The organism is Streptomyces sp. WAC07094 (assembly GCF_036320405.1).
Lineage (GTDB): Bacteria > Actinomycetota > Actinomycetes > Streptomycetales > Streptomycetaceae > Streptomyces > Streptomyces lannensis.
In genome coordinates this window covers 1765266-1791332 of record NZ_JAVMJZ010000001.1, presented here as the reverse complement: position 1 = coordinate 1791332, position 26067 = coordinate 1765266, and the positions used below count along the sequence as shown (strand labels likewise).

The following is a 26067-nucleotide window of genomic DNA, read 5'->3' as shown; positions in this document are numbered from 1 at the left end:
AGGGAGCGGCCGGGTCAGAAGGTGTCGCGGTACTCCTGGAAGAGCCTTTTCGTCCGCTGGACGGAGGCCGCCTTCGCGGACATGTGGTCCAGCACCTCCAGGTGCATGGACACCTCGGGGCGCGAGTCGAGATAGAGCGCGCCGGTCAGGTACTCGCTGTAGACCATGTCGGGCAGCTCCGGCTCCCCGAAGCGGAAGAGGACGAACGGAGTGCAGGCCCCGGGGTGCGGACCGGCGGCGAACTCGGCGACCTGCAGGGTGATCCGCGGATTGTCGCCGGCCTCGATCAACCTGTCGAGTTGCTCGCGCATCACCTTGGGGTCGCCGCTCACCGGGCGCCGCAGCACGGTCTCGTCCATGATCACCCAGAAGTGCGGCGGGTTCTCACCGGTGAGCAGCGTCTGCCGGGCCATCCGCAGCGCCACATGCCGCTCGATGTCCTGGGGGCGGACCTGCCCCACGGTTCCGGCCTCCAGCACGGCACGGGCATAGTCCTCGGTCTGCAGCAGACCGGGCACGAAGTGCGGCTCGTAGGAGCGCACGATACGGGCGGCGCCCTCCAGGCTGACGTGCAGGCTGAACCAGTCGGGCAGCACGTCGTGGTAACGCTGCCACCAGCCGGGCAGGTTGGCCTCCTCGGCAAGCCGGACGAAGGCGGTGACCTCCGGGTCGGGCACACCGTAGGTGGACAGCAGCACCTGCAGATAGGGGATCTTCAGGGCGACCTCGGCGGCCTCCATGCGCCGCACGGTCGCGGGAGCGACGCGCAGTATCCGCGCCGCCTCCTCACGCTTGAGACCGGCGGCCTCCCGCAGCTCCTGCAGCCGCCGCCCGAGGACCACCTGCCCCACGGTGGGCGCAGCCCGCCGCTCGCTCACGCCACGCCTCCCCTACGCGTCCCTGTACGCGAGCAGTGTGGCACGTTCGGACGTACGCCTCATCGGGACGGCGGGAAAACTTTGACGCCACCTCAATTCCCTGCGTTCTGAAGGTACTTCGCCGTCGTCGGGTCGGCGGGCAGAAACGTCTCGACGGCCAGTTCCGCCACCGTGACGTCCATCGGGGTGTTGAAGGTGGAGATCGACGAGATGAAGGACAGCACCCGGCCGTCGTGCTCGATCCGCATCGGGAGCGCGAAGTGCGGTACGGGCCCGGCCGGTTCGGACCCGATCCGGTCCGGGACCGGATAGGCCGCCACCTCGTCGTACAGCGCCCGCAGCACCTCCGAGCGCCGCAGGGCGATCTGACGCTCCATCTGCGTCAGCAGATGGTCCCGCCACTCGCGCAGATTGCGGATGCGCGGAGCCAGGCCCTCCGGGTGCAGCGTGAGGCGCATCGCGTTCAGGGGCGGGGCGAGCAACCGCTCCGGGACGCCCTCCAGGAGCATCGTGATGCCCCGGTTCGCCGCCACCACGTCGTACCGCGCGTCGACCACCAGCGCGGGGTAGGGCTCGTAGGCGTGGATCAGCCGCTCCACGCCCTCGCGCAGCGCCTCCATCGAGGGGTCGTCCAGCGGTGTCTCCGGGTAGTGCGGCGCGTAACCCGCCGCCAGCAGCAGCGCGTTGCGCTCGCGCACCGGTACCTCCAGATGCTCCGCGAGCCGTAGGACCATCTCCTCGCTGGGCCGCGAGCGGCCCGTCTCGACGAAACTGACGTGCCGGGCCGAGGAACCGGCTCGCAGCGCCAACTCCAGCTGGGTGATGTGCCGTTGCTCCCGCCAGCCGCGCAGCAGCGCTCCGAAGGCCGGTTCGGAGGGGGCCGTCGAGGGGGCGGCGGTGCCGGACGCGAGAATGGTCATGAGACCGACCGTAATCGAGGAGTGGTGCATGTACGACCGGCTCGGCCCGTCCTGGGAGGCCACCGCGATCTACCGCGCACGCGTGCGCGGCTGTCTGCTCGCGGGCGCGATGGGTGACGCCCTCGGGTACCCGATCGAGTTCGCCTCCCTGGACCGCATCCGCGCCCTGCACGGCGAGCGGGGCGTCACCGGTCTCGTCCCCGGCGTCGGGGGCGTGGTGGGCCGCGTCACCGACGACACGCAGATGACGCTGTTCACGTCGGAGGGCCTTCGGCAGGCGCACGAGCGCGAACGGCACAAGGGCATCGGCGGCGGCTGGTCCCGGCTGGTGCGCGAGGCGTACGGGCGCTGGTTCGACACCCAGCGCCTGCCGGCCCCGCCCGAAGGGGCGACGGGCCTTGCCGCGCAGCCCTGGCTGTACGCCCGCCGCGCCCCGGGCAACGCCTGCCTCTCCGGCCTGGCCCAGGAATTCGTCCCCGATCCGACGGCCGAACTGGGCCTCCCCGGCCCGGTCAACTCCGACTCCAAGGGCTGCGGCGCGGTCATGCGCTCGGCGCCCTTCGGACTGAGCCGGGTGCCCGGCGACACCGCGTTCGCCATGGCCGCCCGCTCCGCCCAGACCACCCATGGCCATCCCACGGGCTACTACTCCGCGGGCGCCTTCGCCGCGATCGTCGCCCACCTCGTCGAGGGAGACTCCCTGGAGGGCGCCGTGCTTCGCGCCCTGCGTCTGCTCGCCCGGTATCCCGGCCACGAGGAGACCACGGCCGCCCTGCACGAGGCCCTCGACCTGGCCGCCGAGGGATCGCCGACCCCCGAGAAGATCGAGTCGCTCGGTGAGGGCTGGATCGCCGAGCAGGCGTTGGCCATTGCCGTGTACTGCGCGCTCGTCCAGCCGGAGATACGGCACGCGCTCCTTTTGTCCGTGAACCACTCCGGCGACAGCGACTCCACGGGGGCCATCTGCGGCAACCTCCTGGGCGCTCACCACGGTGACCACCGGCTGCCGCAGGAGTGGCTCGAGGCGGTCGAGGGACGTGCCGAGATCGCGGTCTGTGCGGACGACTTCGCCGCGGAGTGCGTACGACGCTGAGGGACCGACCGCGCGTACGGCGTCGCACAGGGGGGATGTGTCAGGGTGAGGCGATCCCGCGTCCCACGGAAGGAGCCGGTGATGGCCGTCGAGCCGCTGTCGCAGAAGGAGATCGAGGACCGGCTGGCCGAGTTGCCGGGCTGGTCGCAGGAGGGCGACCGCATCGCCCGTTCCTACCGGTTCGGCTCGCACTTCGCGGCGACCGCCATGGTCGTGCACATCGCCCAGGTGCAGGAGGAACTCGACCACCACTCCGATCTCACCCTCGGCTACAACACCGTCGTCGTCACGGTGAACACTCACAGCGTGGGCGGCGCGGTGACCGAACTCGACTTCCGGCTGGCCCGGCGGATCGAGGAACTGGCCCCCGGCCACGGCGCCCACTGAGCGGAGGTCACCGTGCTCGACTACGAGGCCGAGGCCGACGCCTACGACGCCACGCGCGGCGGTGAGCCCCGGGCCGGAGCCGCCGCCGAGGCCGTGCTCGGGCTGGTGCCGAAGGACGCCGGCCGGCTGCTGGACGTGGCCTGCGGCACGGGGATCGTGACCCGGCGGCTCGCGGCCGGGCGGCCGGGGCTGCGGGTGACCGGCGCCGATCTGACCCATGCGATGGCCCGGCTGGCCGTGGCACGGCTGCCCGGCGCCGTCGTCCGCGCCGACTGTCGCCGGCTGCCCGTCCGCGACCAGGCGTTCGAGGCGGTCACGACCATCTGGCTGCTGCACCTCCTCCAGGGTCCCGAGGACGTACGAGCCGTGGTCACCGAGTGCGCCCGGGCTCTGCGCCCGGGCGGTGTGTACCTCACCACCGTCGACAAGGCCGCCGCCCACGACGTGGGCAGCGACATCGACGCCGCCCTGGCGGTGCGCCCGCGCCGCCCGGCGCTGGACGCCGCGGAGACCGTCGCGGAGTACGCGGCCGTGTGCGGTCTGGTCCCGGCCGGGCAGGCCCGCTTCCCCGGGGTCGGGCAGGGACGCAGCCCCCGCACGACCATCAAGGACCTGCGGCGCGGCTGGTTCACGACGACGGGGCCCGGTGATTCGACCGGCGACCTGATCGCCGCGCGCCTCGCGGCCCTGCCGGACCAGGACCGCCCACGCCCGGACCCGGTGTTCACACTGCGGGCGTTCCGCAAGGACTGAGGGCTGCCCGGCCACGTACCGGCGCCGGGGCATGTCATCCCGAGACGGTCTTCGACCAGTCCTGGTCGACCGTCCGCCGCGCCTTCTCCAGCTGTGCGTCCGTCGGGAACTGCGGTGTCCCCTCGACGGTCGGCAGCCGGGCGGCCGCGGCCTCGTCCAGAGTGCCGTCCCGCCTCATGGTGTCCATGAGCACCGGGCGGGCGTAGCCGGCGAGCCGCAGGTTCTGGCCGTCCGTGCTGAAGAGGTATTCCTCCCACAGGCGCGCGGCGGCGGGGTGCGGGGCGTTCTTGTTGATCGCCTGCGCGTAGTACTGGGCGAAGCTGCCGTCCAGGGGGATCGCCACGTTCCAGTCCACCCCCTTGGCCCGAAGCCCTTCGGCGTAGCCGAGGTTGAGGTAGTCCCAGTTGATGCTGATGGGTGTCCGCCCGGTCTTGACGGCCCCGGAGGTCGACTCGAGGGGGTTGAAGTTGCCGCTCTTCTTCAGCTGGGCGAAGAAGTCCAGACCGGGCCGGATGTTGTCGAACGACCCGTCGTTCGCCAGCGCGGCGGCGAAGACGGCGGAGAAGGCGGAGTTGGCCCGGGTGGGGTCGCCCTCCAGGGAGACCCTGCCCTGGTAGCCGGGCCTGAGCAGTTCGGCGAAGGTCCCGGGACAGGGCTTGACGCGGTTGGCGTCGCATCCGATCGAGATGTAGCCGCCGTAGTTGTTGTACCAGTGGGCCTGCGGGTCCTTCTGGTAGGCGGGGATGGAGTCCCAGACGGCGACCTTGTACGGCGCGAGCAGACCCCGGCCCGCCGCCGACCGGGCGAAGGTGTCACCCAGGTCGATCACGTCGGGGGCCGTCGGCCGCTTCCCACTCCTGACCAGGGCGTCGATCTCGTCCTCGCTGTGGGCGTCGGGATGGTCGACCGTGATTCTGATCCCGTACTTCTTCTCGAAGCCGTCGATCAGACCGCCGTAGTTGGCCCAGTCGCGAGGAATGGCGATCGCCCGGAGCGCACCTTCCCTCTTCGCTGCGGTGATCAGCGCGTCCATGCCGCCCGCGTCCGCTGCGGAGGTGGCCGCGGAAGGTTTTCTGGGCCGCTCGGGCGCGCTGCTCTCGCAGGCCACCGGCGCCGTGAGGACGAGACAGCAGAGCGCTGCCGCTGCTCGGGCCCGGAGTGCGGTCACGACGGCTCCAGAGGGTGCGATGTGCGAGGAGGGGGTGGTCACGGAGAACGTCTGTCAGCGGGGCGCCGGAGCGTACGACCGGTGCCGTCGGTGTGCGGGCCGCCGTGCGTCCGCGCGCAGCGCCTCGGCGTGGTCGCGGAGCCGGGGAAGCGGTCGGGGTCGGCGCGGCTTCACGCCCCGGGCCGCGCGTTCCGATCGGGCCGCCGGGGTCACGCGGGGGCGGGGCGGCGGGTCCTTCGCGGCGCTTGCCGACCCCCTGGTCCGGCGGCCTCCTCGGGTCCACTGCGACGACGTGGTCATCGAGGTCAGCGTACCCGGCGCCTTCGTGGTGCGACGGCTGTGCGAGCGCCTGCGATCAGCGCGTTTCCAGGGCGGACCGGCGGTTCGTCCGCCCCGTCCGGCCGCTGTGCGCGGCGTGTCGTCCGCGGCGGCCGGCGGTCCCGCGCGGCCCCTCACTGAGCCGTGTCGTCCCACTGGTCGAGCAGCGTCCCGCCGAGGTCCTCCGTCTCGGAGGCGCCGCCGCGCAGCGACTGCTCGGCCCAGATGACCTTTCCGGTGGGGGTGTAGCGGGTGCCCCATCGTTCGGTCAACTGGGCGACCAGGAAGAGTCCGCGGCCGCCCTCGTCGGTGACGTTGGCCCGGCGCAGGCGCGGTGAGGTGCTGCTGCCGTCGCAGACTTCGTAGATCAGGGTGCGGTCGTGGATCAGGCGGACGGTGATCGGGTCGCCGCCGTAGCGGATGGCGTTGGTGATCAGCTCGCTGAGCACGAGCTCGGCGGTGAAGGAGATCTCCTCCAGGCCCCACTGCGCCAGCCGGTCGGTGCAGGCGCTGCGCACCGATGACACGGCCGCCGCGTCACAGGGCACATGCCACTCGGCGATCCGGTCGGGGTCGAGCCTGCGGATGCGGGCAACCAGCAGAGCGATGTCGTCCTTGGGCCGAGCAGGCAGCATGGCGTCCATCACCGCCGCACACGTGGCCTCCGGGGTGCGATCGGGGCCGGTCAGAGCGGCGCGCAGGGCGGCCAGGCCGGCGTCCAGATCGCGGTCCGCGTCCAGGACGAGGCCGTCGGTGTAGAGCACCAGCCGGGATCCCTCCGGCAGGGCCAGGTCGGTGTATTCGAAGGGCAGTCCCGCGCCCAGCCCGAGTGGCGTGGAGACGGGCACCGGGGGGAAGTCCACGGTCCCGTCGGGATGGACGAGGGCCGGTCCCGGATGGCCGGCGGTGGCGATGACCAGATGGCCGGAGGTGGGGTCGTAGACGGCGTACTGGCAGGTCGCGCCGGTGATCACCTGCTCGTGCCCTTCGTCCGCGTCGATCTGGGCGACCAGCTCGTCCAGCCGGCCCAGCAGCTCCTCCGGGGGCATGTCCAGTCCGGAGAAGTTGTGCACGGCGGTGCGCAGCCGGCCCATGGTCGCCGCGGCATGCAGACCGTGACCGACGACGTCGCCGACGACCAGCGCCACCCGGGTGCCGGACAGCGGGATGACGTCGAACCAGTCCCCGCCCACCCCGGCCTGGGCCGGGAGGTAGCGGTAGGCCACCTCGAGGGCGGACTGCTCGGGCAGGCCCTGCGGCAGCAGGCTGTGCTGCAGGGTCACCGCCATGGCGTGTTCCCGGGTGTAGCGGCGGGCGTTGTCGATGCAGACCGCGGCCCGGGTGCCGAGTTCCTCGGCGAAGGACACGTCCTCGTCGTCGAAGGGCGGGGAGGTGCTGCTCCGCCAGAACATCGCCATGCCCAGCACCACTCCGCGGGCCCGCAGTGGGACCACGAGCAGGGAGTGGATGCCGTGGTCGATGAGCTGCCGGGTGCGTTCGGGATCCTGGGCCTGCCAGTCCTTCAGCGTGCGCAGATCCTTGACCAGGAGCGTTCGGTTGGTGGCCATCGCCGCGGCGACGGGATGGGAGTCGCCGAAGGGGATCAGCTCGCCGAGGGGATACAGCAGGTGGGACCTGTCCAGGCCCGCGAAAGCGACACGCCGCAACTGCGCGGTCTCGTCGGAGGACTCCTCGCCGCGCAGTACGGGATCCAGCAGCTCGACGGTGGCGATGTCGGCGAACCGCGGCACCGCCACCTCCGCCAGCTCCTCGGCCGTGTGTGTGACATCCAGCGTGGTGCCGATCCGGATACCGGCGTCGTAGAGCAGCCTCAGGCGTTCGCGTGCGCCCTCCGCCCTGCCGGAGAGCGCGCGCAGCTCGGTGGTGTCGCGCAAGGTCACCACGTATCCCGCCGGTCCATGGGGCGCGGTGGGCCGCTTGTTGATCGCCAGGAGCCGGTCGCCCGCCAGGTACACCTCGTCGGTGACCGTGCGGTCGGAGACGAGCAGTGCGGCGATGTCCGCATCGAGCCCGAGTCCGCCGACATCACGCTGCTCGGCGTCCGCAGGGAGGTCCAGCAGCCGGCGTGCCTCGTCGTTGGCCAGCAGCAGCCGCCCGTCGCAGTCGAGGATCAGGACCCCTTCCCGGACGGCGTGCAGTACCGCGTCGTGGTGCTCGTACATCCGGGTCATCTCGGCCGGGCCCAGGCCATGGGTCTGCCGCCGCAGTCGCCTGCTCACCAGTGCCGCGCCGCCCGCGGCGATGACGAGGGCCCCGGCGGCGCCCCCGAACAGGTACGGCAGCTGCTGGTTCATGCTGTGTTGGACCTTCTCGACCGTGACGGGCACGGCGACGACGGCGACGACGGAGCCGTCGGGTGCCCGCACGGGCACCGCCGAGACCACGGAAAGCCCCAGGGATCCGTGGAAAGTGCTGGTGAACGCCCTGCCGTCCGCCGCCTGCCCGTAGGGGCCGATGACATGCTTGCCGATCTGGCTCGGGTCGCTGTGGGTGAGGGTGACCCCGTCCAGCGTGTACACGATGATGGCGTCGACGCCCGCGGCCTTCCGGGCCGCCTCGGCGTCCGGTTGCAGCACCGCGGTCGGGTCGGGGCTCTTCAGGGCCTCCACGATCCCGGGCGCGTGCGCGAAGGTCTGTGCGGTCGCGAGCGTCCTGTGCTCGGCATCGGCCATGCTGTCGCGCCGGGCCTGGACCACGAGGGCGACCAGCGCGGCGGCGACGAGCAGCGCCACGACCAGCAACTGCAGAAGGAAGACCTGGCCCGCCAGGCTGCGCATGTTCAGTACCGGGTGCAGGCGTCGGCGTCGCCACCATCTCCGCCTGTGAGAGGCCCGACCGCGGTCCTGCCCCTGGTGCCCATCGACGGGGCGGGGAGGCCCACCGGTCCGATGGCCCCGGGGCGTGTCCGACGCCCCACGACCACTGTGACCAGAAACTCCGCGCATACCCCTTTTGTATCGCTTCTTGGCCGACGACCACGGGGTGTGGGCGTCACGGACCGGCCGGCACGCCGTGGCGGTGAGCCGTCCTCGGAGCGCCGCGGGCACGGCGTGCGGCATGTCCGCCCGGTTCGCCGGGACAGGTCGCGGCGCCTGCCGACCCGCCGCATCCGCGCCGTGCCGCTGAGCCGACCGGTGTGCGACGAGGTGACGGGCAGCAGCTCGACGTGGTGGGTGTGCCGCCCGGCCGTCGCGTCCGTCGCCGCGTCATCCGGCCATGTCGACCGAGCGGCAACCGGACCGCGTGACCGATGCCGCCGACACCGGTCCGGACGGTCACGCGGCTTCAGGAGGTACGGCCGAGGACCGCGCACCTCCTCGAGCCCGTCGCGGCGCCCGGAGCGGGCGGGTGCCGTCCCGGTCGTCAGACGACGTCGGTGGGCCGGGGCCCGCCTCCGCGGGCCAGACCCTCACGGATCGCGAACTCCACGGCCGAGTAGTCGCCGTCCTGCCGCTCCAGCTCGCACGGCACCGTCGCGTACAGGGGTGGCTGTGCCATGAAGCGGGGGCGCGTGCCGTGGTGGGGCTGGGCGGCGTGGACGAGGAACGGGTGGCAGAGGTAGACGTCCCCGGGGCGCCCGGTTGCGTAGTCGATCGGGCGGTGCGCGGAGGCGGCGTCGACCTTCGGCCCGAGCTCCATGAAGGAGGCGCCGCGTTCGCCGTACGGCTCCAGGACCGGTGGTACGTCGAGATGCGAGCCCACGCGGATACGGGTCGGGGCATCCTCCTCACCGACCTCGGAGAACAGGAAGAGCATGAGCAGGGCACGGTCCTTCGACCACAGGTTCGTGTGCCAGAGCGTGGCGCCCTCCGGCAGATAGCTGCCCTCGATGTGCCAGCCCGCGTCGTCCGGCTCCTCCTCGTGCGGGAAACGCAGCGGAAAGCTGCCGAGCACGTACCGCGGCTGCCAGCGGCGCTCACCGCACAGCAGGTCGAAGGCCTCGTGCAGCGCGGGGGAGTTGGCCGCGGCGGCGAACGGGCCCTGCGCCATGGCGGACACCCAGTGCACCGGGTCCTTCCAGGTGCCGGGGTCGTCGGGGTCGTACCCGGTCTCCTTCCAGAGCAGCCGTGCGCATCCTTCCGCGACGCGCGGCGGAAAGGCACCCTCGATCTTCACGAACCCGTCCCGCAGGAAGCGTTCCACCGACTCGTCGTCCATGGGGTACATCGTGGGAGACGGCCGGGACCGGGTGCATCCCGTTTTTCCGGGGCCGGACGCATCCCGCTCAGGGCGAGGCCCGTGCGGATGATCCCGCCGCACGCCGTGCCGTTTCCGAAGGCGCGTTTGCCGGTCCGGCAACGGAACTGGCCGTGCTCCGGTGCGTGGGCCCAGTCTGGGAACCTCCGGACGAGAGGCTCATGACCATGGCACACCACCACCACGATCACGACGACCACACCGACATCGACTGGGCCGTGATGGCTCCCCTGCTCGAGGCACAGGCCGAGCTGTTCACGCCCCTGTACGAGAGTGCCATGGCCTGGCTCGCGCGGGAGGTGCCGGAACCGGGCCTGATCGTCGACTCGGGCAGTGGGCCGGGTGTCGTCTCCTGCTTGTTCGCCGAGGCGTTCCCGAGCGCGCGGATCGTCGCGGTGGACGGCTCCGAGCCGCTGCTGGAGCGGGCGCGAGCCCGGGCGGAACGGCTGGGACTCGCCGATCGCTTCGGCACGGTCGCGGGTGAACTCCCCGAGGCCCTGGACGACCTGCCCTATCCGGCCGATCTGTTGTGGGCGAGCAACAGCCTGCACCACCTCGCCGACCAGCGGGCCGGTCTGGCCGCGTTCGCCGGGCGGCTGGCGCCCGGCGGCACCCTCGCCCTGCTGGAAGGCGGGCTGCCCGCCCGGTTCCTGCCGCGGGACATCGGCATCGGCCGTCCCGGATTGCAGGCGCGGATCGACGCGGTGGAGGCCGAGTGGTTCGCGCGGATGCGGGCATCGCTGCCCGGCGCGGTCACCGAGGCCGAGGACTGGCCGGCGCTGCTGTCCGCCGCGGGTCTGAAGCACACCGGTACCCGGAGCTTCCTGCTGGATCTGCCCGCACCCGTCTCGGACCGGGCGCGCGCCTATGTCGTCGCATCCCTGAGCCGGCTCCGCGAGGCCCTGGAGGAGGATCTCGACCGCGAGGACCGCGCCACGCTGGACCGGCTGCTCGACCCGCAGGACGAGGCGAGCGTCCACCACAGGAGCGATGTGTTCGTGCTGAAGGTGCACACGGTGTACACGGCCGTACGGACCGCCTGAGGCCGGTCGCCCCTGGCTCGGAGAGCGCTCGAGGTGGTGCACTTCCCCCGGCTTCACCGAAATACGGGGGGCAATCATGACCGGCTCTCCGGTCGCACGGGCGCCGGGTGGCCGTCACCTGGCGCGGTGAGGCGGCGGTTGCGCGGCTTCACCGGCGAACTCTGCAGTCCCGGGGGCCTGGTGACGGTCGCGGGGGAGCGCCGCCGACCGGATCGCCGACTCGATCCTCCGGGCGATCCGGCAGCCCGAGGGTGTCGACGCCGACGCCGTGGTCGTACGTCCGATCGGGCTGCCGGAGCGACGGGCGCCGGCCTGCCCGGTCCCGCGGAGGACCGCAGTACCGTGCAGGCCGGGCCCTGTGTCAGTTGTTCTGGATGAACTGCTGGGCCAGCGACTGGCCGAGGGAGACGGCCGCGCTGTGACTCTCGATCGGCGACACCTGCGAGTTCTTGAACAGGATGTACGTCACGCCCGAGTCCGCGCCGCCGGTCTCCGGGTCCGGGTCGATGCCGAGAGCGTTCGCGGTGGCGTACGAGGCCTCGCCGATGATCTGCGTGGGGCCGGTGTCACCGACGACCGCGTACTCGACCTTGTTGTTGTAGATGACGGCCACCACGCCGCCGCCCTTGATGCCGGCGCTGGAGTACTTCCAGATGCTGCTGGAGCTCGGCACGACGACGTACGGCAGCGAGTCGGCGCGCAGGGGCCTGCCGTCGGACTGGTGGAAGGCGGTGTCGTCCTGGAACCAGGGGTCGGTGTCGCCGTTGCAGTTGGCCGTGACCTGGCCGTCGCAGTCGATGTCCATGTCGGCCTTCCAGAACACCGCGCCGTTCTTGCCGCACACGGGGATGGTGGCCGAGGTCTCGTCGTCGGTCTTGTACTTGCCGTTCGATATCTGCGAACAGGACGTCACCTTGGCGAGCAGGGCGGACGCGCTGACGGTGCCCTCCTGGGGGGACTTGGGGGCGGCCGCTCCCGATGCGTTCGTGGGGAGCACCGCGGTGGCGAGAAGTGCGGCGCCGGAGGCCGCGGCGAGGGTCAGTGTTCGAGTGCGCACTGTGGGGGACCCTTCTGTTAGGAAAGTTTCCTTACCGGGTGCCGTACAAGGTGGACCGACTTGCATGACCGCGTCAACCCCCTTGAGGCAAAGGGGATTTCGGCGTCGGCCGGTCCTGCGCACGAAGGGGCGGATCACCGTCGGCGCGCAGTCCGCTGACCACCGGATTCTCGGGTTCCGCCCGGGCCGGGCCGGGGCGGAGGCCACCCGCGGGCCGGCCGGGACGGATCGGTGCCGGGCCCCGGCGGGTTCACGAACGGGTGCGCGGCAGCGTCAGCCCACGTCGAAGGTCGCGGGGTCGGGGCCGAGGCGACGGTCCTCGTTGAGCGCGCTGATCGCCGCCATGTCCTCGGTGTCCAGCGAGAAGTCGAAGACCTCGATGTTCTCCCTGATCCGGTCGGGCGTCACGGACTTCGGGATCACGACGTTGCCCAGCTGGATGTGCCAGCGCAGCACGATCTGGGCAGGGGTGCGGTTGTGCTTCTGCGCGATGGCGATGATCGCCGGGACCTCGAGGAGGCCTCTGCCCTGACCCAGCGGGGACCACGCTTCCGTGGTGATGCCCTGCTGTGCGTGGTACTCGCGCGCCGCGTGCTGCTGCATGTGCGGATGCAGTTCGATCTGGTTGACCGCCGGGATGAGCGAGGCGTGGGCGATCAGGGTGCGAAGGTGCTCCGGAAGGAAGTTGGAGACGCCGATCGCCTTGGCGCGGCCGTCGGCGTTGAGCTTCTCCATGGCCTGGAACGTCTCGACGAATCTGCCCCGGGACGGCAACGGCCAGTGGATCAGGTAGAGGTCCACGTACTCCAGGCCGAGCTTCTCCAGCGACACGTCGAGCGCGCGCATCGCGGGGTCGTACCCGTGGTCGGCGTTCCAGAGCTTGGTGGTGACGAAGAGATCCTTGCGCGGGATGCCGGAGGCGGCGACCGCCCTGCCGACGCCCTCCTCGTTGCCGTAGATCGCCGCCGTGTCGATGCTGCGGTACCCGGCCTCCAGGGCGGTGGCGACGGCCCTCTGCGCCTCGTCGTCCGGCACCTGCCAGACACCGAAGCCCAGCTGGGGCATCGCGACGCCGTTGTTCAGGATGATCGGAGGGACCTTGCTGCTCACGAGCTCTCGATCCTTCAGTCGTGGGGTGGTGTTCCCATGGTCGACGATCACGGCCGGACCTGCATTCCTGGCCGGGCGTGTCCTGAGGGAACATCGGTGACGGCCGTGGATTGGCCGGAAATGGTTCCGGCTCCGCCCGACGGACCGTTGACCGGGGTCGGCCGTCCCGCGACCCTGTATTGCGACACCGAACGCGTTGATGGACCCGGTGCATACATGTGAACACGACCGGCTCGCGACGCCTACGTGAACGAGGGAAGGTCCTCCACCGGGCGCGCCCGGCCGCGAGACGGGCGATCCGGCCGTGCAACTCATCTGCCGGTCGTCGTGACAGGTGCCCCGGGTGGAGCGGCGGCGTCGCCTCGTACGGTCCCGGCGAGACCCTCGGCACGGCAACCGGCAACCGGCGGTCGGCACCGGGCGACCGGCGACCCGCGGTCGGCGACCGGCTCAGGCCCGGTAGAGCGCCTCCACCTCGTTCGAGTACGCGGTCTCGATCGCCTTGCGCTTGAGCTTCAGCGACGGTGTGAGCAGTCCGTGCTCCTCGGTGAACTGGTGCGCGAGGATACGGAACGTGCGGATCGACTCCGCCTGCGAGACCAGGGTGTTCGCCGCGACCACCGCGCGTCGCACCTCGGTCTCCAGATCCGGATCGCGAACCAGATCGGCCGGGGGCATGTTCGGCTTGCCGCGCATCTGCAACCAGTGCTCCACGGCCTCCGAGTCGAGCGTGACGAGGGCCGCGACGTAGGGCCGGTCGTTGCCGACGACGATGCACTGCGCGACCAGCGGATGGTCCCGTACACGCTCCTCGAGCACCCCGGGCGAGACGCTCTTGCCGCCGGAGGTCACGAGGATCTCCTTCTTGCGCCCCGTGATGGTGAGGAAGCCGTCCTCGTCGAGGGAACCCAGGTCGCCCGTGGCGAGCCAGCCGTCGTGCAGGGACTCGTCGGTGGCCTTGGGGTTGTTGAGGTAGCCCTGGAAGACATGGCTGCCGTGCAGCCAGACCTCGCCGTCGTCCGCGATGTGCACGGTCGTACCCGGGATCGCCTGGCCCACCGTGCCGTACCGGGTGCGCTCGGGCGGGTTCGCGGTCGCCGCCGCGGTCGACTCCGTCAGCCCGTAACCCTCGTATATGTGCACACCGGCGCCGGCGAAGAACAGCCCGAGTCTGCGGTCCATGCCCGAGCCGCCCGACATCGCGTGGCGCACCCGGCCGCCCATCGCCGCTCGGATCTTGGCGTAGACGACCTTGTCGAAGAAGCCGTGCTGCATCCGCAGGCTCGCCGACGGGCCGGGGCCCGTGCCCCACGCCTTCGACTCCATGGCGTCCGCGTACTTGACGGCGACCTCGACCGCCTTCTCGAAGGGGCCGGAGCGGCCCTCCTTCTCGGCCTTGCGGCGGGCCGCGTTGAAGACCTTCTCGAAGATGTAGGGCACGGCGAGGAAGAACGTGGGCTTGAACGCGGCCAGGTCGGGCAGCAGCGCGGCCGCGTTCAGCTGGGGCTGATGGCCGATCTTGACCCGGCCGCGGATGCAGGCGACCTCGACCATCCGCCCGAAGACGTGGGCCAGCGGCAGGAACAGCAGTGTGGAGGCCTCGTCGCCCCTCTTGGAGTGGAAGACCGGCTCCCAGCGTTCGATGACCGTGTCGCCCTCGAACATGAAGTTGCCGTGCGAGATGACACAGCCCTTCGGGCGGCCGGTGGTGCCGGAGGTGTAGATGACCGTCGCCGTCGAGTCGGGGGTGACCGCCTGCCGGTGCCGGTGCACCACCTCGTCCTCGATGTGCGCGCCCGCGTCGTACAGCTCCTGCACCGCACCCACGTCGAGCTGCCACAGCCGGTGCAGCTGGGGCAGCCTGTCGATGACCGTGGCGATCGTCATCGCGTGGTCCTCGTGTTCCACCATGGCGGCCGACACCTGAGCGTCGTACAGCATCCAGAAGACCTGCTCGGCCGACGAGGTGGGGTAGATGGGCACCACCTGGGCGCCGATCGTCCAGAGGGCGAAGTCGAAGAGCGTCCACTCGTAGCGCGTACGGCACATGATGGCGACGCGGTCGCCGAACCGGACGCCGTGCGCCAGCAGCCCCTTGGCGAGCGCGAGGACCTCGTCGCGGAACTCCGCGGCGGTCACATCACGCCACCGGCCTTCCTCGTCCTTGCGGCCGAGGGCGACACGGAGCGGATCTTCCTGGGCATACTCGAAGATGACATCGGCCAGACCGCCCACCGGCGGCGCCGATGCCAACGGAGGGTTGGTGAACTCGCGCAATCCCACTCCTTGTGGCGCTCCGCACAGCGCCGTGAAAGCTACCCCAAACGCACGGCCGTTCGGGAGGGGGGTGTTTTCCGGGGCATTCGTGGCAGACGCACAGGTCAGCCAAGGAAAATGACCGCACATGGGGTGGCGTCGGGCGCATTTTCCTACGGAGCCGTAGGTTGTTGACCCTTAATCTCCACGGAATCTGTGCGACGCATTTACCGCTCCCCGCACCCTACTCGCGAGTATCACCGAGCGGTGGCCGGTTATCGAGACCACCGCCCGCGCCGTTCAGCTCGGCGCCGCCGTCTTCTCCAGCACCTCGGGCGCCGGCTGCACGACCGCGGCCCGCGGCTGCCGCACCAGGATCAGCACCAGGGCACCTGCCACGATCCCCGTCAGACCCGCCACCACCAGAGCCGCGTTGAGCCCCGAGGCGAACGCGGAGCGCAGCGTGTGCTCGGAGAAGACACCCCGCAGGGCCGCGGCCCCACCGCCCGCAAGAGCGTGCGCCGAGTCGTGCGACATCGTGGTCTGCATGTGGGACGTCAGTACGGTGCCGCAGGCCGCGACGCCGAGGGCATACCCCAACTGACGGAAGGTATTCACCGCTCCGCCCGCCATGCCCGCGCGCTCGGGTGGCACGGAGGCGAGCGCCGCTCCGGCCACGGTGGGCGACACGAGGCCGGTGCCGATGCCCACCAGGACGAGCCCGGGCATCAGAGCGGTCCAGTTGCTGCCGACGTCCAGCACGGCCTCGCAGAGGGTGCCCGCACCGATCAGGAGGATGCCGCCGCCGATGGTCAGCCGGGCCGGCACCCCGTGCAGCAGCCGGCCGACCAGGATGGCGACCGTCATGGACGCGAACGTCAGTGGCAGCAGCGTCATCCCCCCGTGCACCGGACTCATGCCGAGCAGCGTCTGCGTCCAGATGGAGAAGTACGGAGTCATCCCGAACGCCACGCCGCTGAAGGCCAGCGCACCCGTCATCACACCCACGAACGCGGGCTTGCGCAGCAGCGTCAGATCGAGCAGGGGATGGGCCACCCGGCACTCCACCATCACGAACAGCGCCAGGGCCAGCGTCGCGAGCCCGAACGAACCGAGCGTCGTGGCGGAGGACCATCCGTCCACGCCCGCGCGCACCACACCGTAGGTGGTGCAGCCCGCGAACCCCGCGAAGGCGAGCGTGCCCGCCCAGTCGATCCGCATGCCGCGCGGGCCCCGCGACTCCGGCACCGCCCGCAGCATGAGCACCACCGCGGCCACGCTGACCGGCAGGTTCACGAAGAAGATCCACCGCCATCCGGGCCCCTCGGTGAGCGCGCCGCCGAGGACCGGTCCCACCGCCGCGGCCGAGCCGCTGACGGCGCCCCAGATGCCGAGCGCGGCGGACCGCTGCCGTCCCCGGTAGACCGAACCGAGCAGCGGAAGAGTCGTCGCGTACATCGCCGCCCCACCCACCCCCTGCAGCGCCCGGGCCGCGACCAGCGTGCCCGGCCCGGAGGCGAGCCCGCACATCAGCGATGCCGCGGCGAACAGGGCCACACCCGCGATGTGCACCCTGCGCCGTCCGAGGATGTCGGCCGCGGCCCCGATCCCGAGCAGCAGTGCCGCGAGTGCGAGTGCGTACCCGTCGACGACCCATTGCAGATCGTTCAGGGAGGCGTGCAACGACCGTGCCATGTCCGGCAGTGCGACGACCACGATCGTCGCGTCCAGCAGCAACATGAATGTGCTCAGGCACACCGCTGTGAGCGGCCCCGATGTGCGCATGTCTCAACTCCCTCTGCGATGGATGCGTGTGACTCCCTACGATGAGCGGCAAGCGGCCGATCGCAGCGCAAGGCAACGCTGGGCGTCGGAATTCGACGAAGGAAGGTCCGATGGAGAGGGAATCCCTCACCCTCGACAAGCTCGACCTGCAACTGCTGTCGGCGCTGGAGATCGACGGACGGGCCTCGTTCAGCCGGATCGCGGCGGTGCTCGACGTCTCCGACCAGACCGTGGCACGCCGGTATCGCAGACTGTGCGCCGAAGGAGGGCTTCGCGTCGTCGCGCTGCGGGACGCCCACCGCCTCGGCCAGGACCAGTGGATGCTGCGCGTGCGCTGCGCCCCGGACACCGCGCTGACCATCGCGGACGCCCTCGCCAAACGCCCCGACACCTACTGGATCGGGCTCGCCTCCGGCGGCACGGAGGTCCTGTGCCTGACCCGGCCGCGCACCCGTGGCGATTACGACGATCTGCTGCTCGCCAAGCTGCCGCGGACCCCGAGTGTGGTGGAGATCCGCGCCCATCAGTTGCTCCACCGTTACTACGGCGGGGTGAACGGCTGGATCCGCAAGTTCGGCGTGCTCACGGACGATCAGATCGCCGCTCTCCGGCCCGGTCCGCCCCCGGGGCCCGGCCCGGTCGGCATCGAACCGGAGGACGAACCCCTGCTGGCCGTGCTCGAGCGGGACGGACGGGCCACCCACCCCGAACTCCAGCGCGCCACCGGCCGCTCCGAGTCCGTGGTCAAACGCCGGCTGAACGCGCTTCTGGCCTCCGGTGCGGTGTACATCGACACGGAGTACAACGCGGACCTGTTCGGCCACTCCGTCGCCGCGGTCCTCTGGATCACCGCCGCGCCCGCCGCCCTGCACTGCGTCGGCGAGGCCCTCGCCACGCATCCCGAGATCGCCCATGCCTCCGCCACGGCCGGCCCGTCGAACATCGTCGCGACGGCGGTGGTCAGAAGCACCCAGGAGCTGTACGCCTATCTGAGCGGGCCCCTCGGCCGGCTCGAAGGCGTACAGCATGTGGAGACGACGCCGTTCCTGCGCCGGGTCAAACAGCTCACCTATCAGCGCCCGCCGCGTTGACCGGCGGGCGCCCGGCCCCACGGGCAACCGCTCTTTGTGCGGGTGGGCGGCGGCCGGCGCTCGCGCTCACGGACTCAGCAGCCCCCGCACCAGCGGCAGCAGTTCCGTGGGGTCCGCCGCCGCCAGTTCCTCGAACGCCCCGGCGCCACGCCCCATGATCACCCCGATGAACGCGGCCGTCGCCACCTCGGCACGCAACCGCGGCCGGTCCAGACCCCGCGCCGTGAAGTGTTCCTGCAAGGGGGCGATCATCCTGGCCTCCAGCGCTTCGTGCGCGGCCTTCTGCACGGCCGGATCCCGGGTCGGCTGGACGGCGACCTGGAACACGGGGCCCGGGCCGAGCCGCCCGACTCGTTCGAACAGGTCGAGCACCCGCTCGGGGTCGGCCAGAGACGGCAGCGTGCCGTCGCCCTCCTCGGCGCGCAGGACCGCGATGAAGAGCCGGGCCTTGCTCCCGAAGTAGCGGGTGATCAAGGCCTGGTCCACCCCCGCGCGTTCGCCGATGTCCCGCACCGTGGTGCGTTCGAAACCGCGCTCCGCCAGCAACTCGCGCGCGGCCTGGAGCAACCGCTCCTTGCTGCGTGCGGAGTCCCTGCGGTGCGCCGGCTTTGCGGTGCTCATCGACGGAAACGGTCCCTCCTCGTGCGGTCCCCCGCCCGCGACTCTGCCATGACGGGCCGATCGTCGGCGCACGGGGAGTGAGTCGCGTCACGCCGACGCGGACGACTACGAGCCGAGGTAGTAGCACCTCGCAGTCCCCGTGCCCCGTCGAGCAACGGATGGAACGCCGGAAGTGCGGGCGTCGGCGGATCGTCGTCTACTAGGCGTCCTCGTATGCACGGGGAATCGGTCGGGCGCCGGAATTCCCTACATTGCTATGTCAGCAAGTGCTGACTTGGCGATCCATCAGGAGCTGTGCCCGTGCATCAAGAGGGATTCACGTCCGCGACGACGGGCCCCGATGTCGTCCCGCCCTCCTGGGCGTCCACGGATCCGGAACAGCGCGGAAACCGGTCCCGGCACCGGGCGCATCCGCAGTCCGACGCGGCGCCGGTGCCGCGCGGGCTCACCGGCACCAAGGCGGTGCTGGTGCCGGTCGTCACCGTGCTGACCATCGGCCTGGTATTCGTCTCGGTCTTTCTCGCCGCCTTCCACACACCGAGGGCCCATCGCCTGCCGATCGCGGTCGCCGCCTCGGACCGGGCGGCGGCACTCTTCGACGTGAAGCTGCAACGGATGGCGCCCGACGCCTTCCAGGTCGAGCGCTATCAGGACGCGGACACCGCCAGGTCGGCCGTCGAGCACCGCCGTGTGTACGCGGCCTACGTGGACACCACCGGCTCCCCGCGCCTGCTCTACGCGGGCGCCAACGGCCTCGCGGTCACGGCTATGGTCACTCCGCTCGGCCGCGACGCCCATGGGGACACCGGCACGATCCAGGTGCGGGACATCCTTCCGCTGTCGAAGGGGGACAGCCGTGGACTGTCCGTCTTCTACGCCTCCTTCGGGCTCGTCCTCGCCGGATTCCTGTTCGGCCAGATGACGTACCAACTCGCGCCGAGGCTCTCGTTCAGGCAACGAGTGGTCAGCCTCGGGATCTTCGCGGTGGTGGGGGGCCTCGCGACGACGCTCATCGCGGCGACGATCTTCGATGCGATCCCGGGCTCCTTCCTCTCCCTCGTGGGGGTCATCACGCTTATGGCGGGAGCGGTGGCGGCCGGAACGGTCCTGCTCATCCGTGTCTTCGGCCCCGTCGGTGTCCCACTGGGCTCGATCTTCATGCTGGTGATGGGCAATGCCACCAGCGGCGGAGTCCTGCCGCCGTCCTTCCTGCCGGGCTGGCTCCAGCCGCTGGCCTCGGTGATGCCCGCAGGTGTCGGGGTGCGGGCCATCAACGGCCTTGCGTACTTCCACGACGACGGTGTCGGCAGTGCGGTGGTGATCCTGTCCTGCTGGGTCGTGCTGTGCGTCGGAGCCGTCTTCGGACTCGACCGGATCGCCGCCTCGCCGGGCATCGTGCATGTCGCGCACCGCGGGAAGCCACCTGCGCACGCCTGATCCCCGCCCGGCGCGGATCGGGCTCAGTGCGTGCCGGGTTCCTCGTACGGGATGCGGCGCAGGTGCAGGATCTCGCCCAGCGTGCCCCATTCGTCGCCGCCGAGCTTGGTCAGCGGCTGGAGCGACCGGCTGTCGGGGCGGCCGCCGACGAGGCAGCCCTCGTCCACGGCGGCTTGGACCACGCGTCCGAAGACCAGCGTGGAGTTGCCCATGCGCAAAGTGGTGTGCGACCGGCATTCCAGTACCACGGGGGAGGCGGCGACCCTCGGTGGACGCACCCGCCGGCTGTCCTCGCGCTCGACGCCGGCGGTCTCGAACTCGCTGATCGTCCGGGGCTGGTCGACGGCGGTGGCGTTGATCACCGCCATCAACGGGGCGGGGGAGAAGTTGACGACGAACTCGCCGGTGTCCTCGACATTGCGCAGGGAGTCCTTGCGGCCGATCGAGGTGAACTGCACGATCGGCGGATCGGTGCTGGCGATGCTGAAGAAGGAGTGCGGGGCGAGGTTCTCGGTGCCGCCGTCCGTGGTGACCGTGGACACCCAGGCGATCGGGCGGGGCACGACGACCGACGTCAGGAACCTGTAGAAGGAGTCGGTGCTCATCTCCTCGGGGTCGAACTCGACGCGCATGGCGACCAGTATGGAGCCGGACACGCTCCGTCACGGTCAAGACGCGGCCCGCGGCGAGGGGCGCGAGGTTCCGTGGCCGGCCTTCGTCCGTACCGGCCCTGTTCAGCGCCGATGGAGGCGGTCCCCCGCCGCCAGGATCGCCCCCGCCAGAGCCTGGGCGGCGGTGCGGGCCGGGCCCTGACGGGGGCCGTGCGCCAGTACGAAGTCGATCTCGCCGAGCTCCGGCAGCCCGGCACGCTCGGGTACGCGCACCAGGCCGGGCGGCACCAGTCCCCGGGAGTGCGCCATCACGCCGAGTCCGGCGCGGGCCGCCGCGATCAGACCGTTGAGGCTGCCGCTGGTGCACGCGATGCGCCAGGCCCGGCCCTGACTCTCGAGGGCCTCCAGGGCGAGGGCGCGGGTGATCCCGGGCGGTGGGTAGACGATCAGCGGAACCGGCCGGTCGGGGTCGAGGCGCAGCCGCTCCGCGCCGATCCACACCAGCCTGTCGTGCCAGACCAGTTCGCCGCGCCGGTCCTCGGGCCGCCGTTTGGCGAGCACCAGATCAAGACGGCCCGCCGCGAGGCGCTCGTGCAGCGTGCCGGACAGCTCGACCGTCAGTTCGAGGTCGACCTCGGGATGGTCGTACCGGAACGCCTCCAGGATCTCCGGCAGCCGGGTCAGCACGAAGTCCTCCGAAGCGCCGAACCGCAGCCGCCCGCGCAGCCGGGTCCCGGTGAAGAACGCCGTCGCCTGCTCGTGGACCTCCAGGATCCGCCGAGCGAAGCCGAGCATCGCCTCGCCGTCCTCCGTCAGTTCCACGGAGTGCGTGTCCCGGGAGAACAGCTGCCGTCCGGTTGTGTCCTCCAGCCGCCGTACGTGCTGGCTGACCGTCGACTGGCGCAGCCCGAGCCGCCGGGCGGCCTGAGTGAAGCTCAGCGTCTGGGCCACGGCCAGGAACGTGCGCAACTGGGAAGGGTCGTACATCCTCCCCACGTTATCGCGGAGCGCGATAACAGTCAGAGCGGTATACCGGATTCCCGATCGGCTGCCGGAAGAGGACGATGGGGAGGGCGCGACCGTGTCCGGCACGGTAGGTACAGCGAAGCAATGGAGCACAGTGAAACGCCTGCAGTGGCCGTCGTGGATGCCCGTCGATCCGTTCATCGTCCTGCTGCTGGGAACGGTGGGTCTGGCGGCTCTCTTCCCGGCCCGGGACACGGCCGCCGATGTGGCATCCGGTGCCTCCACGGCCGCGATCGCCCTGCTCTTCTTCCTGTACGGGGCCCGGCTCTCCACGCGTGAGGCGATCGCGGGGTTCAAGCACTGGCGACTGCACGTCACGGTGCTGGCCAGTACGTTCGTGGTCTTCCCGTTGCTGGGTCTTGCGGCGCGTGGACTGGTGCCGGTGCTGCTGACCCACAGCCTCTTCACCGGCCTGCTCTTCCTCACCCTCGTCCCGTCCACCATCCAGTCCTCGATCGCCTTCACCTCGATCGCGCGCGGAAACGTGCCCGCCGCGATCTGCGCGGGCTCCTTCTCCTCGCTCGCCGGCATCGTGATCACCCCGCTGCTCGCCGCCGCGCTGCTCGGGGGCAGCGGCGGTGGTTTCTCGGCGGACTCCCTGATCAAGATCGTTCTGCAACTGCTGGTGCCCTTCGTCGCCGGGCAGGTGCTGCGGCCGTGGGTCGGCGGCTTCATCACCCGGCACAAGAAGGTGCTCGGGCTCGTCGACCGCGGCTCGATCCTGCTGGTCGTCTACACCGCCTTCAGCGAGGGCATGGTCCAGGGCATCTGGCACCAGGTGAGCCCGCTCAGGCTGGGCGGCCTCCTCGTCGTCGAGGCGGCGCTGCTCGGCGTGATGCTGCTCCTGACCTGGTACGGCAGCCGGGCGCTGGGCTTCACCCGGGAGGACCGGATCGCGATCCAGTTCGCCGGGTCCAAGAAGTCCCTGGCCTCCGGTCTGCCGATGGCCAGCGTCCTCTTCGGCGCCCACGCCTCGCTGGCCGTCCTCCCGCTGATGCTCTTCCACCAGATGCAGCTCATGGTGTGCGCGGTGATCGCCAAGCGTCGCTCCCGCGACCCCCGGAACGCGCCGGTCGCCATCGCACCGGCCGCGACGTCGCGCACGGCGGTCGGTACGGGGGCGCGTTACCGCTGAGGTTCGCCGGTGCCGAGGCGCCCGCAGTGCGCGGCACCGGTCGCCCGCCGCAGCCCGGTGCCGGGCGTGCCCGCGAGTTGTGCGGGTACCGGGTGCTCGCCGTCGAGGACTCGCACCGGTAGGGGGGCGCGTTATTGTCCGCCGCCCGGGCGAGACCCCCGTTGTGCCCGGCCTGGAGGCGTCACGCACGGCGCAGGGCACGCCCGAGGGCTGTCGGCGCCTCACGCCCGTGCATAGTTGGGCCGCACAGCCCTCGGGGCGTGCCGTGGTCCGCTGAGAGCAACGGTCGGCTGCGCACGGGTACAGGGGCGCGTGTTATCCGAAGTCTGCCGGTGCCGAGGCGTCCGTGGCGTTCGACCGGTAGGCGTTCCGCCCGACACCGGTCGCCCGCCGCAGCCCCCCGGGCGTGCCGTGTTCCGGGTGGTAGTGCACCGGTCGGCGTCACGCACGGCGGGTCGGTACGGGGGCGCGGTACCGCTGAAGTCCGCCCGGGCGAGGGGTCCCCGGCGCCCAGTGGGTGCCGAGGCGAGCCGTGGGCCGGAGCCGGCCGAGGACGCCTGCGGCCGGGGTGTGCTCCGGCATGTGTCGGTCCGCAGGCGCTGTGGACGCGCCGAACCACGGCCCTGTCGCCCGGGCGGCTTCACCCGGGAGCGGGAGTCGTCGTCGGTGCGCGTGGCGGCGTCGGAGTTCCGTGCCGATCCGGCGTCGAGCGTGGCGCCCGACCTCCGCTTCCGGGCCGTGCGAGCCGCGCGCGCCGCCCCTCGCCGGGAACGTGCCCCGCCTTCCCCGGCGGAGCCGTTCGGCGCGACGTCGATCACTGAACGCGACCGGTTCACGGATATGTTGATCGGGATTTCCGGTACGGACGGCTGACGGGAGATAACGTTCCGTCATGAACGCACCCCTCGCGCTCGACCCAGCGCGCACCGCCCTCGTGCTCGTCGACCTGATGGAGCGCATCGTCGCCCTGCCGCTGGAGCCCCGCAAGGGCACGGAAGTCCTCGCCGCGGCGGAGGAACTGGCCGGCGTGTTCCGGTCGGCCGGCGCCCCCGTCGTCCTCATCCGTGTCGAGCGTCCCAGCGTGGCCGAGCAGCCGCCGGGCAGCGGCCTGGTGCCCGGTCTGCTCCGGGACGGCGACGTGGAGGTGGTGAAGCGGACGATCGGCGGCTTCCAGGGCACCGACCTGGACGAGCGCCTGCGCGAGCGCGGCATCCGCACCCTGGTTTTCGGCGGCATCGCCACCAACCTGGGCGTGGAGTCCACCGCCCGCGCGGCGGCCGACCTCGGCTACGAACTCGTCTTCGTGGAGGACGCCATGACGGCGTTCACCGCCGCCGAGCACGAGGCGTCGGTCAGGTTCGACTTCCCACGGCTGGGGTCGGTCGCGACCGCCTCCCACGTGCGTCTGACCAGCGCATGAGCCCCGGGCGCCCGACCACGGCGTGAGCCTCGGGCGCCCGACCACCGCCCGACCTCAGACCAGTACCCCGCCGCCGTCCACGACCACCACCGACCCGTTGCTGTAGCCGCCGCGCATCAGGTAGAGGTACGCCTCGGCGATGTCGGCGGGCTCGCCCACCCGCCCCACCGGCAGCGACCCGGCGGAGGACTCGTACAGCCCCTTGCGGTCCTCCTCCGGCAGATCGCGCCACAGATCGGTGCGCACCACACCGGGGGAGACCACGTTGACGCGGAGGGGGGCGAGCTCCAGTGCCAGCGCCCGGGTCAGCGACTCCATCGCTCCGCACAGGCTCGCCGCCACGGTCGTGCCGGGCATCGGCCGGTGCCCCGCCGTCCCGGTGGTGAGCACCACGGAGCCGCCCTTGCGCATCAAGGGGGCACCCTGTTTGACGGCCGTGCAGGCGCCCCACAGCCGGGTGTCGAGGAAGCGCCGGGCCCGGTCCAGGTCCGACTCCAGGAAGCCCTCCATCAGCAGCGACTCACCCGCCGTGTAGACCAGGTGGTCGAAGGCGCCGACGCGTTGGAAGAAGGCGCCCACCGCTGCTTCGTCCGTCGCGTCGAGCACATGGCCCTCGGTGCCGTGCGGCAGCCGCTCCAGCGCCGCGTCCACGCTCTGCCGCCGGCGCGAGGCGACCAGGATGTCCGCCCCCTCCCGCCCGGCCGCCTCCGCGACGGCGAGACCGATGCCCGATGTACCGCCGATCACGACGATCCGCTGTCCTTGCAGGCTCATGTCGATGTCCCTTCCCTGCTCGACCTCACGTCTGTCCGACGTCATCCAGCCTGTGGCCCCGGCCGCCCCGCCGTCCAAGACCTCTTTTCGCGGTGGCGATACCCTGAAGGCATCGCCACCGGAGCGACGGAAGGGGCGGCCATGGATCTGGACCTGCGGAAGGTCCGCTACTTCACGGCGGTCGCGGAACAGCTGCACTTCGGGCGTGCCGCCGAGTCCCTGCACATCGCGCAGCCGGTGCTGAGCCGTCAGATCCGGGCGCTGGAGAAGGACTTGGACGTCCGTCTCTTCGAACGGGACAGCCATGGTGTGAGGTTGACGGCGGCCGGGCGCCAACTCCTTGACGACGCCCGGCATCTGCTGGCCAACGCGGCCGCGACCCGGCGCCGGGTGCTCGGCGCCGCACACGGGCCGCGCCGCCTCGTCGTCGGTTTCCGGGCGGGTGTCGTCGTCACCGGCGCCCTGCGCGCCTTCGGGGCGGTCCATCCGGACGTCGAGGTCAAGGCACGCCGCGTCGAATGGGACGACCAGGAACAGTCGATCCTGGACGGAACCGTGGACCTCGCCTATGTCCGGCGGCCGATCCGCGAGCAGGGACTGACACTCGTCGCGCTGTTCAGCGAGGCGCGGGTGGCGATGCTGCCCACGGACCACCGGCTCGCCGGCAAACAGGAGCTCGCCCTCGCCGACCTGGAGGGCGAGCCGTGGCTGCGCTACTCCGATCCCCGGCCGGGCGATCTGCCGATCCGCACCGTCGAAGAGAAATTCGAGAGTGTGGCGGCGGGCGCGGGCATCACCCTCGTGCCCGCGTCGGTGGCGGAGCAGTACTCGCGCCCGGACATCGCCTACGTACCCGTCCGGGACGCCGAGCCCGACCAGGTGTTCCTGGCCTGGGAGACCGGCCGTCGCTCACCCCTGATCGCCGAATTCGCCCGGATCGCTCAGGAACGGGGCTGAGCCGGGGCA

The 26067-nt window shown here is 71.3% G+C and carries 22 protein-coding genes and 1 pseudogene; 10 read left to right on the top strand and 13 right to left on the bottom strand.

Going from position 1 to position 26067, the window contains the following annotated elements; all coding sequences use genetic code 11:
- Positions 1-14: 14 nt before the first annotated feature.
- Both RCR19_RS07805 and RCR19_RS07800 read right to left on the bottom strand, forming a co-directional pair.
- Positions 15-878, bottom strand: a complete 864-nt coding sequence (locus RCR19_RS07805) for a helix-turn-helix transcriptional regulator (protein ID WP_331264459.1) — start codon at positions 876-878, stop codon at positions 15-17.
- A gap of 92 nt (positions 879-970) precedes the next feature.
- Positions 971-1798, bottom strand: a complete 828-nt coding sequence (locus tag RCR19_RS07800) for a helix-turn-helix transcriptional regulator (protein WP_331264458.1) — start codon at positions 1796-1798, stop codon at positions 971-973.
- 28 nt (positions 1799-1826) lie between these two features.
- Between RCR19_RS07800 and RCR19_RS07795 the strand changes: the two genes are divergently transcribed.
- The 3 genes from RCR19_RS07795 to RCR19_RS07785 all read left to right on the top strand — a co-directional run bounded on the left by RCR19_RS07795 (position 1827) and on the right by RCR19_RS07785 (position 4031).
- Positions 1827-2891, top strand: coding sequence for an ADP-ribosylglycohydrolase family protein (locus tag RCR19_RS07795; RefSeq protein ID WP_331269372.1), 1065 nt, complete (start codon positions 1827-1829; stop codon positions 2889-2891).
- Between the two features lie 81 nt (positions 2892-2972).
- Positions 2973-3278, top strand: coding sequence for a 4a-hydroxytetrahydrobiopterin dehydratase (locus RCR19_RS07790; RefSeq protein ID WP_331264457.1), 306 nt, complete (start codon positions 2973-2975; stop codon positions 3276-3278).
- A 12-nt stretch (positions 3279-3290) separates the two neighbouring features.
- Positions 3291-4031: a class I SAM-dependent methyltransferase gene (locus RCR19_RS07785; protein WP_331264456.1), complete on the top strand. Its 741-nt coding sequence runs from the start codon at positions 3291-3293 to the stop codon at positions 4029-4031.
- Positions 4032-4065: 34 nt separating this feature from the next.
- Here RCR19_RS07785 and RCR19_RS07780 read toward each other — a convergent pair whose 3' ends face one another.
- The 3 genes from RCR19_RS07780 to RCR19_RS07770 all read right to left on the bottom strand — a co-directional run bounded on the left by RCR19_RS07780 (position 4066) and on the right by RCR19_RS07770 (position 9696).
- The gene (locus tag RCR19_RS07780) at positions 4066-5064 is read right to left on the bottom strand and encodes an extracellular solute-binding protein (protein WP_331269371.1); all 999 of its coding nucleotides are present in this window, start codon (positions 5062-5064) and stop codon (positions 4066-4068) included.
- Between the two features lie 587 nt (positions 5065-5651).
- Complete coding sequence (locus RCR19_RS07775) at positions 5652-8315, bottom strand: SpoIIE family protein phosphatase (protein ID WP_331264455.1); 2664 nt, start codon at positions 8313-8315, stop codon at positions 5652-5654.
- Positions 8316-8901: 586 nt separating this feature from the next.
- Positions 8902-9696: a phytanoyl-CoA dioxygenase family protein gene (locus tag RCR19_RS07770; RefSeq protein ID WP_331264454.1), complete on the bottom strand. Its 795-nt coding sequence runs from the start codon at positions 9694-9696 to the stop codon at positions 8902-8904.
- A 206-nt stretch (positions 9697-9902) separates the two neighbouring features.
- Between RCR19_RS07770 and RCR19_RS07765 the strand changes: the two genes are divergently transcribed.
- Both RCR19_RS07765 and RCR19_RS07760 read left to right on the top strand, forming a co-directional pair.
- Entirely contained in the window at positions 9903-10778 is an 876-nt protein-coding gene (locus RCR19_RS07765; protein ID WP_331269370.1) for a methyltransferase, read from the top strand.
- Between the two features lie 202 nt (positions 10779-10980).
- A pseudogene (locus tag RCR19_RS07760) lies at positions 10981-11073 on the top strand (short-chain dehydrogenase); the annotation flags it as partial.
- Between the two features lie 66 nt (positions 11074-11139).
- On the opposite strand, the gene RCR19_RS07755 reads toward RCR19_RS07760, so the two are convergent.
- The 4 genes from RCR19_RS07755 to RCR19_RS07740 all read right to left on the bottom strand — a co-directional run bounded on the left by RCR19_RS07755 (position 11140) and on the right by RCR19_RS07740 (position 16986).
- Positions 11140-11835, bottom strand: a complete 696-nt coding sequence (locus RCR19_RS07755) for a glycoside hydrolase family 75 protein (RefSeq protein WP_059129358.1) — start codon at positions 11833-11835, stop codon at positions 11140-11142.
- A 273-nt stretch (positions 11836-12108) separates the two neighbouring features.
- Positions 12109-12945, bottom strand: coding sequence for an aldo/keto reductase (locus tag RCR19_RS07750; RefSeq protein ID WP_331264453.1), 837 nt, complete (start codon positions 12943-12945; stop codon positions 12109-12111).
- A gap of 450 nt (positions 12946-13395) precedes the next feature.
- Entirely contained in the window at positions 13396-15222 is a 1827-nt protein-coding gene (locus RCR19_RS07745) for an AMP-binding protein (protein ID WP_331264452.1), read from the bottom strand.
- Positions 15223-15501: 279 nt separating this feature from the next.
- Positions 15502-16986 carry an MFS transporter gene (locus RCR19_RS07740; RefSeq protein WP_331264451.1) on the bottom strand — a complete coding sequence of 495 codons (1485 nt, stop codon included), beginning with the start codon at positions 16984-16986 and terminating at the stop codon, positions 15502-15504.
- A gap of 110 nt (positions 16987-17096) precedes the next feature.
- Here RCR19_RS07740 and RCR19_RS07735 point away from each other — a divergent pair, with 110 nt between their 5' ends.
- Positions 17097-18077: an Lrp/AsnC family transcriptional regulator gene (locus RCR19_RS07735; RefSeq protein ID WP_331264450.1), complete on the top strand. Its 981-nt coding sequence runs from the start codon at positions 17097-17099 to the stop codon at positions 18075-18077.
- 66 nt (positions 18078-18143) lie between these two features.
- On the opposite strand, the gene RCR19_RS07730 is transcribed toward RCR19_RS07735, so the two are convergent.
- Complete coding sequence (locus RCR19_RS07730) at positions 18144-18698, bottom strand: TetR family transcriptional regulator (protein ID WP_331264449.1); 555 nt, start codon at positions 18696-18698, stop codon at positions 18144-18146.
- A gap of 300 nt (positions 18699-18998) precedes the next feature.
- Between RCR19_RS07730 and RCR19_RS07725 the strand changes: the two genes are divergently transcribed.
- Positions 18999-20135, top strand: coding sequence for an ABC transporter permease (locus RCR19_RS07725; RefSeq protein ID WP_331264448.1), 1137 nt, complete (start codon positions 18999-19001; stop codon positions 20133-20135).
- Positions 20136-20158: 23 nt separating this feature from the next.
- On the opposite strand, the gene RCR19_RS07720 is transcribed toward RCR19_RS07725, so the two are convergent.
- Both RCR19_RS07720 and RCR19_RS07715 read right to left on the bottom strand, forming a co-directional pair.
- Positions 20159-20767 carry a flavin reductase family protein gene (locus RCR19_RS07720; protein ID WP_331269369.1) on the bottom strand — a complete coding sequence of 203 codons (609 nt, stop codon included), beginning with the start codon at positions 20765-20767 and terminating at the stop codon, positions 20159-20161.
- A 102-nt stretch (positions 20768-20869) separates the two neighbouring features.
- A complete protein-coding gene (locus RCR19_RS07715) occupies positions 20870-21733 on the bottom strand; it encodes a LysR substrate-binding domain-containing protein (protein WP_331264447.1) in 864 nt (287 codons plus the stop codon).
- 133 nt (positions 21734-21866) lie between these two features.
- Between RCR19_RS07715 and RCR19_RS07710 the strand changes: the two genes are divergently transcribed.
- Together RCR19_RS07710 and RCR19_RS07705 are read left to right on the top strand one after the other, a co-directional pair.
- Positions 21867-22907, top strand: a complete 1041-nt coding sequence (locus RCR19_RS07710; RefSeq protein WP_331264446.1) for a bile acid:sodium symporter family protein — start codon at positions 21867-21869, stop codon at positions 22905-22907.
- Positions 22908-23799: 892 nt separating this feature from the next.
- On the top strand, positions 23800-24327 hold the full coding sequence (locus tag RCR19_RS07705) for an isochorismatase family protein (protein ID WP_331264445.1): 528 nt from the start codon (positions 23800-23802) through the stop codon (positions 24325-24327).
- A 54-nt stretch (positions 24328-24381) separates the two neighbouring features.
- Here the strand turns inward: RCR19_RS07705 and RCR19_RS07700 are convergent, their stop codons facing one another.
- Complete coding sequence (locus tag RCR19_RS07700) at positions 24382-25101, bottom strand: SDR family oxidoreductase (RefSeq protein WP_331264444.1); 720 nt, start codon at positions 25099-25101, stop codon at positions 24382-24384.
- Positions 25102-25242: 141 nt separating this feature from the next.
- Here RCR19_RS07700 and RCR19_RS07695 point away from each other — a divergent pair, with 141 nt between their 5' ends.
- Complete coding sequence (locus RCR19_RS07695) at positions 25243-26058, top strand: LysR substrate-binding domain-containing protein (protein ID WP_331264443.1); 816 nt, start codon at positions 25243-25245, stop codon at positions 26056-26058.
- Positions 26059-26067 lie beyond the last annotated feature (9 nt).

Bases quoted from the DNA above. Each gene is read 5' to 3' on its own strand.
- RCR19_RS07705 (WP_331264445.1), top strand. From the start codon at position 23,800: ATGAACGCACCCCTCGCGCTCGACCCAGCGCGCACCGCCCTCGTGCTC.
- RCR19_RS07730 (WP_331264449.1), bottom strand. From the start codon at position 18,698: ATGAGCACCGCAAAGCCGGCGCACCGCAGGGACTCCGCACGCAGCAAG.
- RCR19_RS07700 (WP_331264444.1), bottom strand. From the start codon at position 25,101: ATGAGCCTGCAAGGACAGCGGATCGTCGTGATCGGCGGTACATCGGGC.
- RCR19_RS07780 (WP_331269371.1), bottom strand. From the start codon at position 5,064: ATGGACGCGCTGATCACCGCAGCGAAGAGGGAAGGTGCGCTCCGGGCG.
- RCR19_RS07720 (WP_331269369.1), bottom strand. From the start codon at position 20,767: ATGCGCGTCGAGTTCGACCCCGAGGAGATGAGCACCGACTCCTTCTAC.
- RCR19_RS07790 (WP_331264457.1), top strand. From the start codon at position 2,973: ATGGCCGTCGAGCCGCTGTCGCAGAAGGAGATCGAGGACCGGCTGGCC.
- RCR19_RS07775 (WP_331264455.1), bottom strand. From the start codon at position 8,315: ATGCGCAGCCTGGCGGGCCAGGTCTTCCTTCTGCAGTTGCTGGTCGTG.
- RCR19_RS07800 (WP_331264458.1), bottom strand. From the start codon at position 1,798: ATGACCATTCTCGCGTCCGGCACCGCCGCCCCCTCGACGGCCCCCTCC.
- RCR19_RS07765 (WP_331269370.1), top strand. From the start codon at position 9,903: ATGGCACACCACCACCACGATCACGACGACCACACCGACATCGACTGG.
- RCR19_RS07715 (WP_331264447.1), bottom strand. From the start codon at position 21,733: ATGTACGACCCTTCCCAGTTGCGCACGTTCCTGGCCGTGGCCCAGACG.
- RCR19_RS07735 (WP_331264450.1), top strand. From the start codon at position 17,097: ATGGAGAGGGAATCCCTCACCCTCGACAAGCTCGACCTGCAACTGCTG.
- RCR19_RS07795 (WP_331269372.1), top strand. From the start codon at position 1,827: ATGTACGACCGGCTCGGCCCGTCCTGGGAGGCCACCGCGATCTACCGC.
- RCR19_RS07695 (WP_331264443.1), top strand. From the start codon at position 25,243: ATGGATCTGGACCTGCGGAAGGTCCGCTACTTCACGGCGGTCGCGGAA.
- RCR19_RS07740 (WP_331264451.1), bottom strand. From the start codon at position 16,986: ATGCGCACATCGGGGCCGCTCACAGCGGTGTGCCTGAGCACATTCATG.
- RCR19_RS07770 (WP_331264454.1), bottom strand. From the start codon at position 9,696: ATGGACGACGAGTCGGTGGAACGCTTCCTGCGGGACGGGTTCGTGAAG.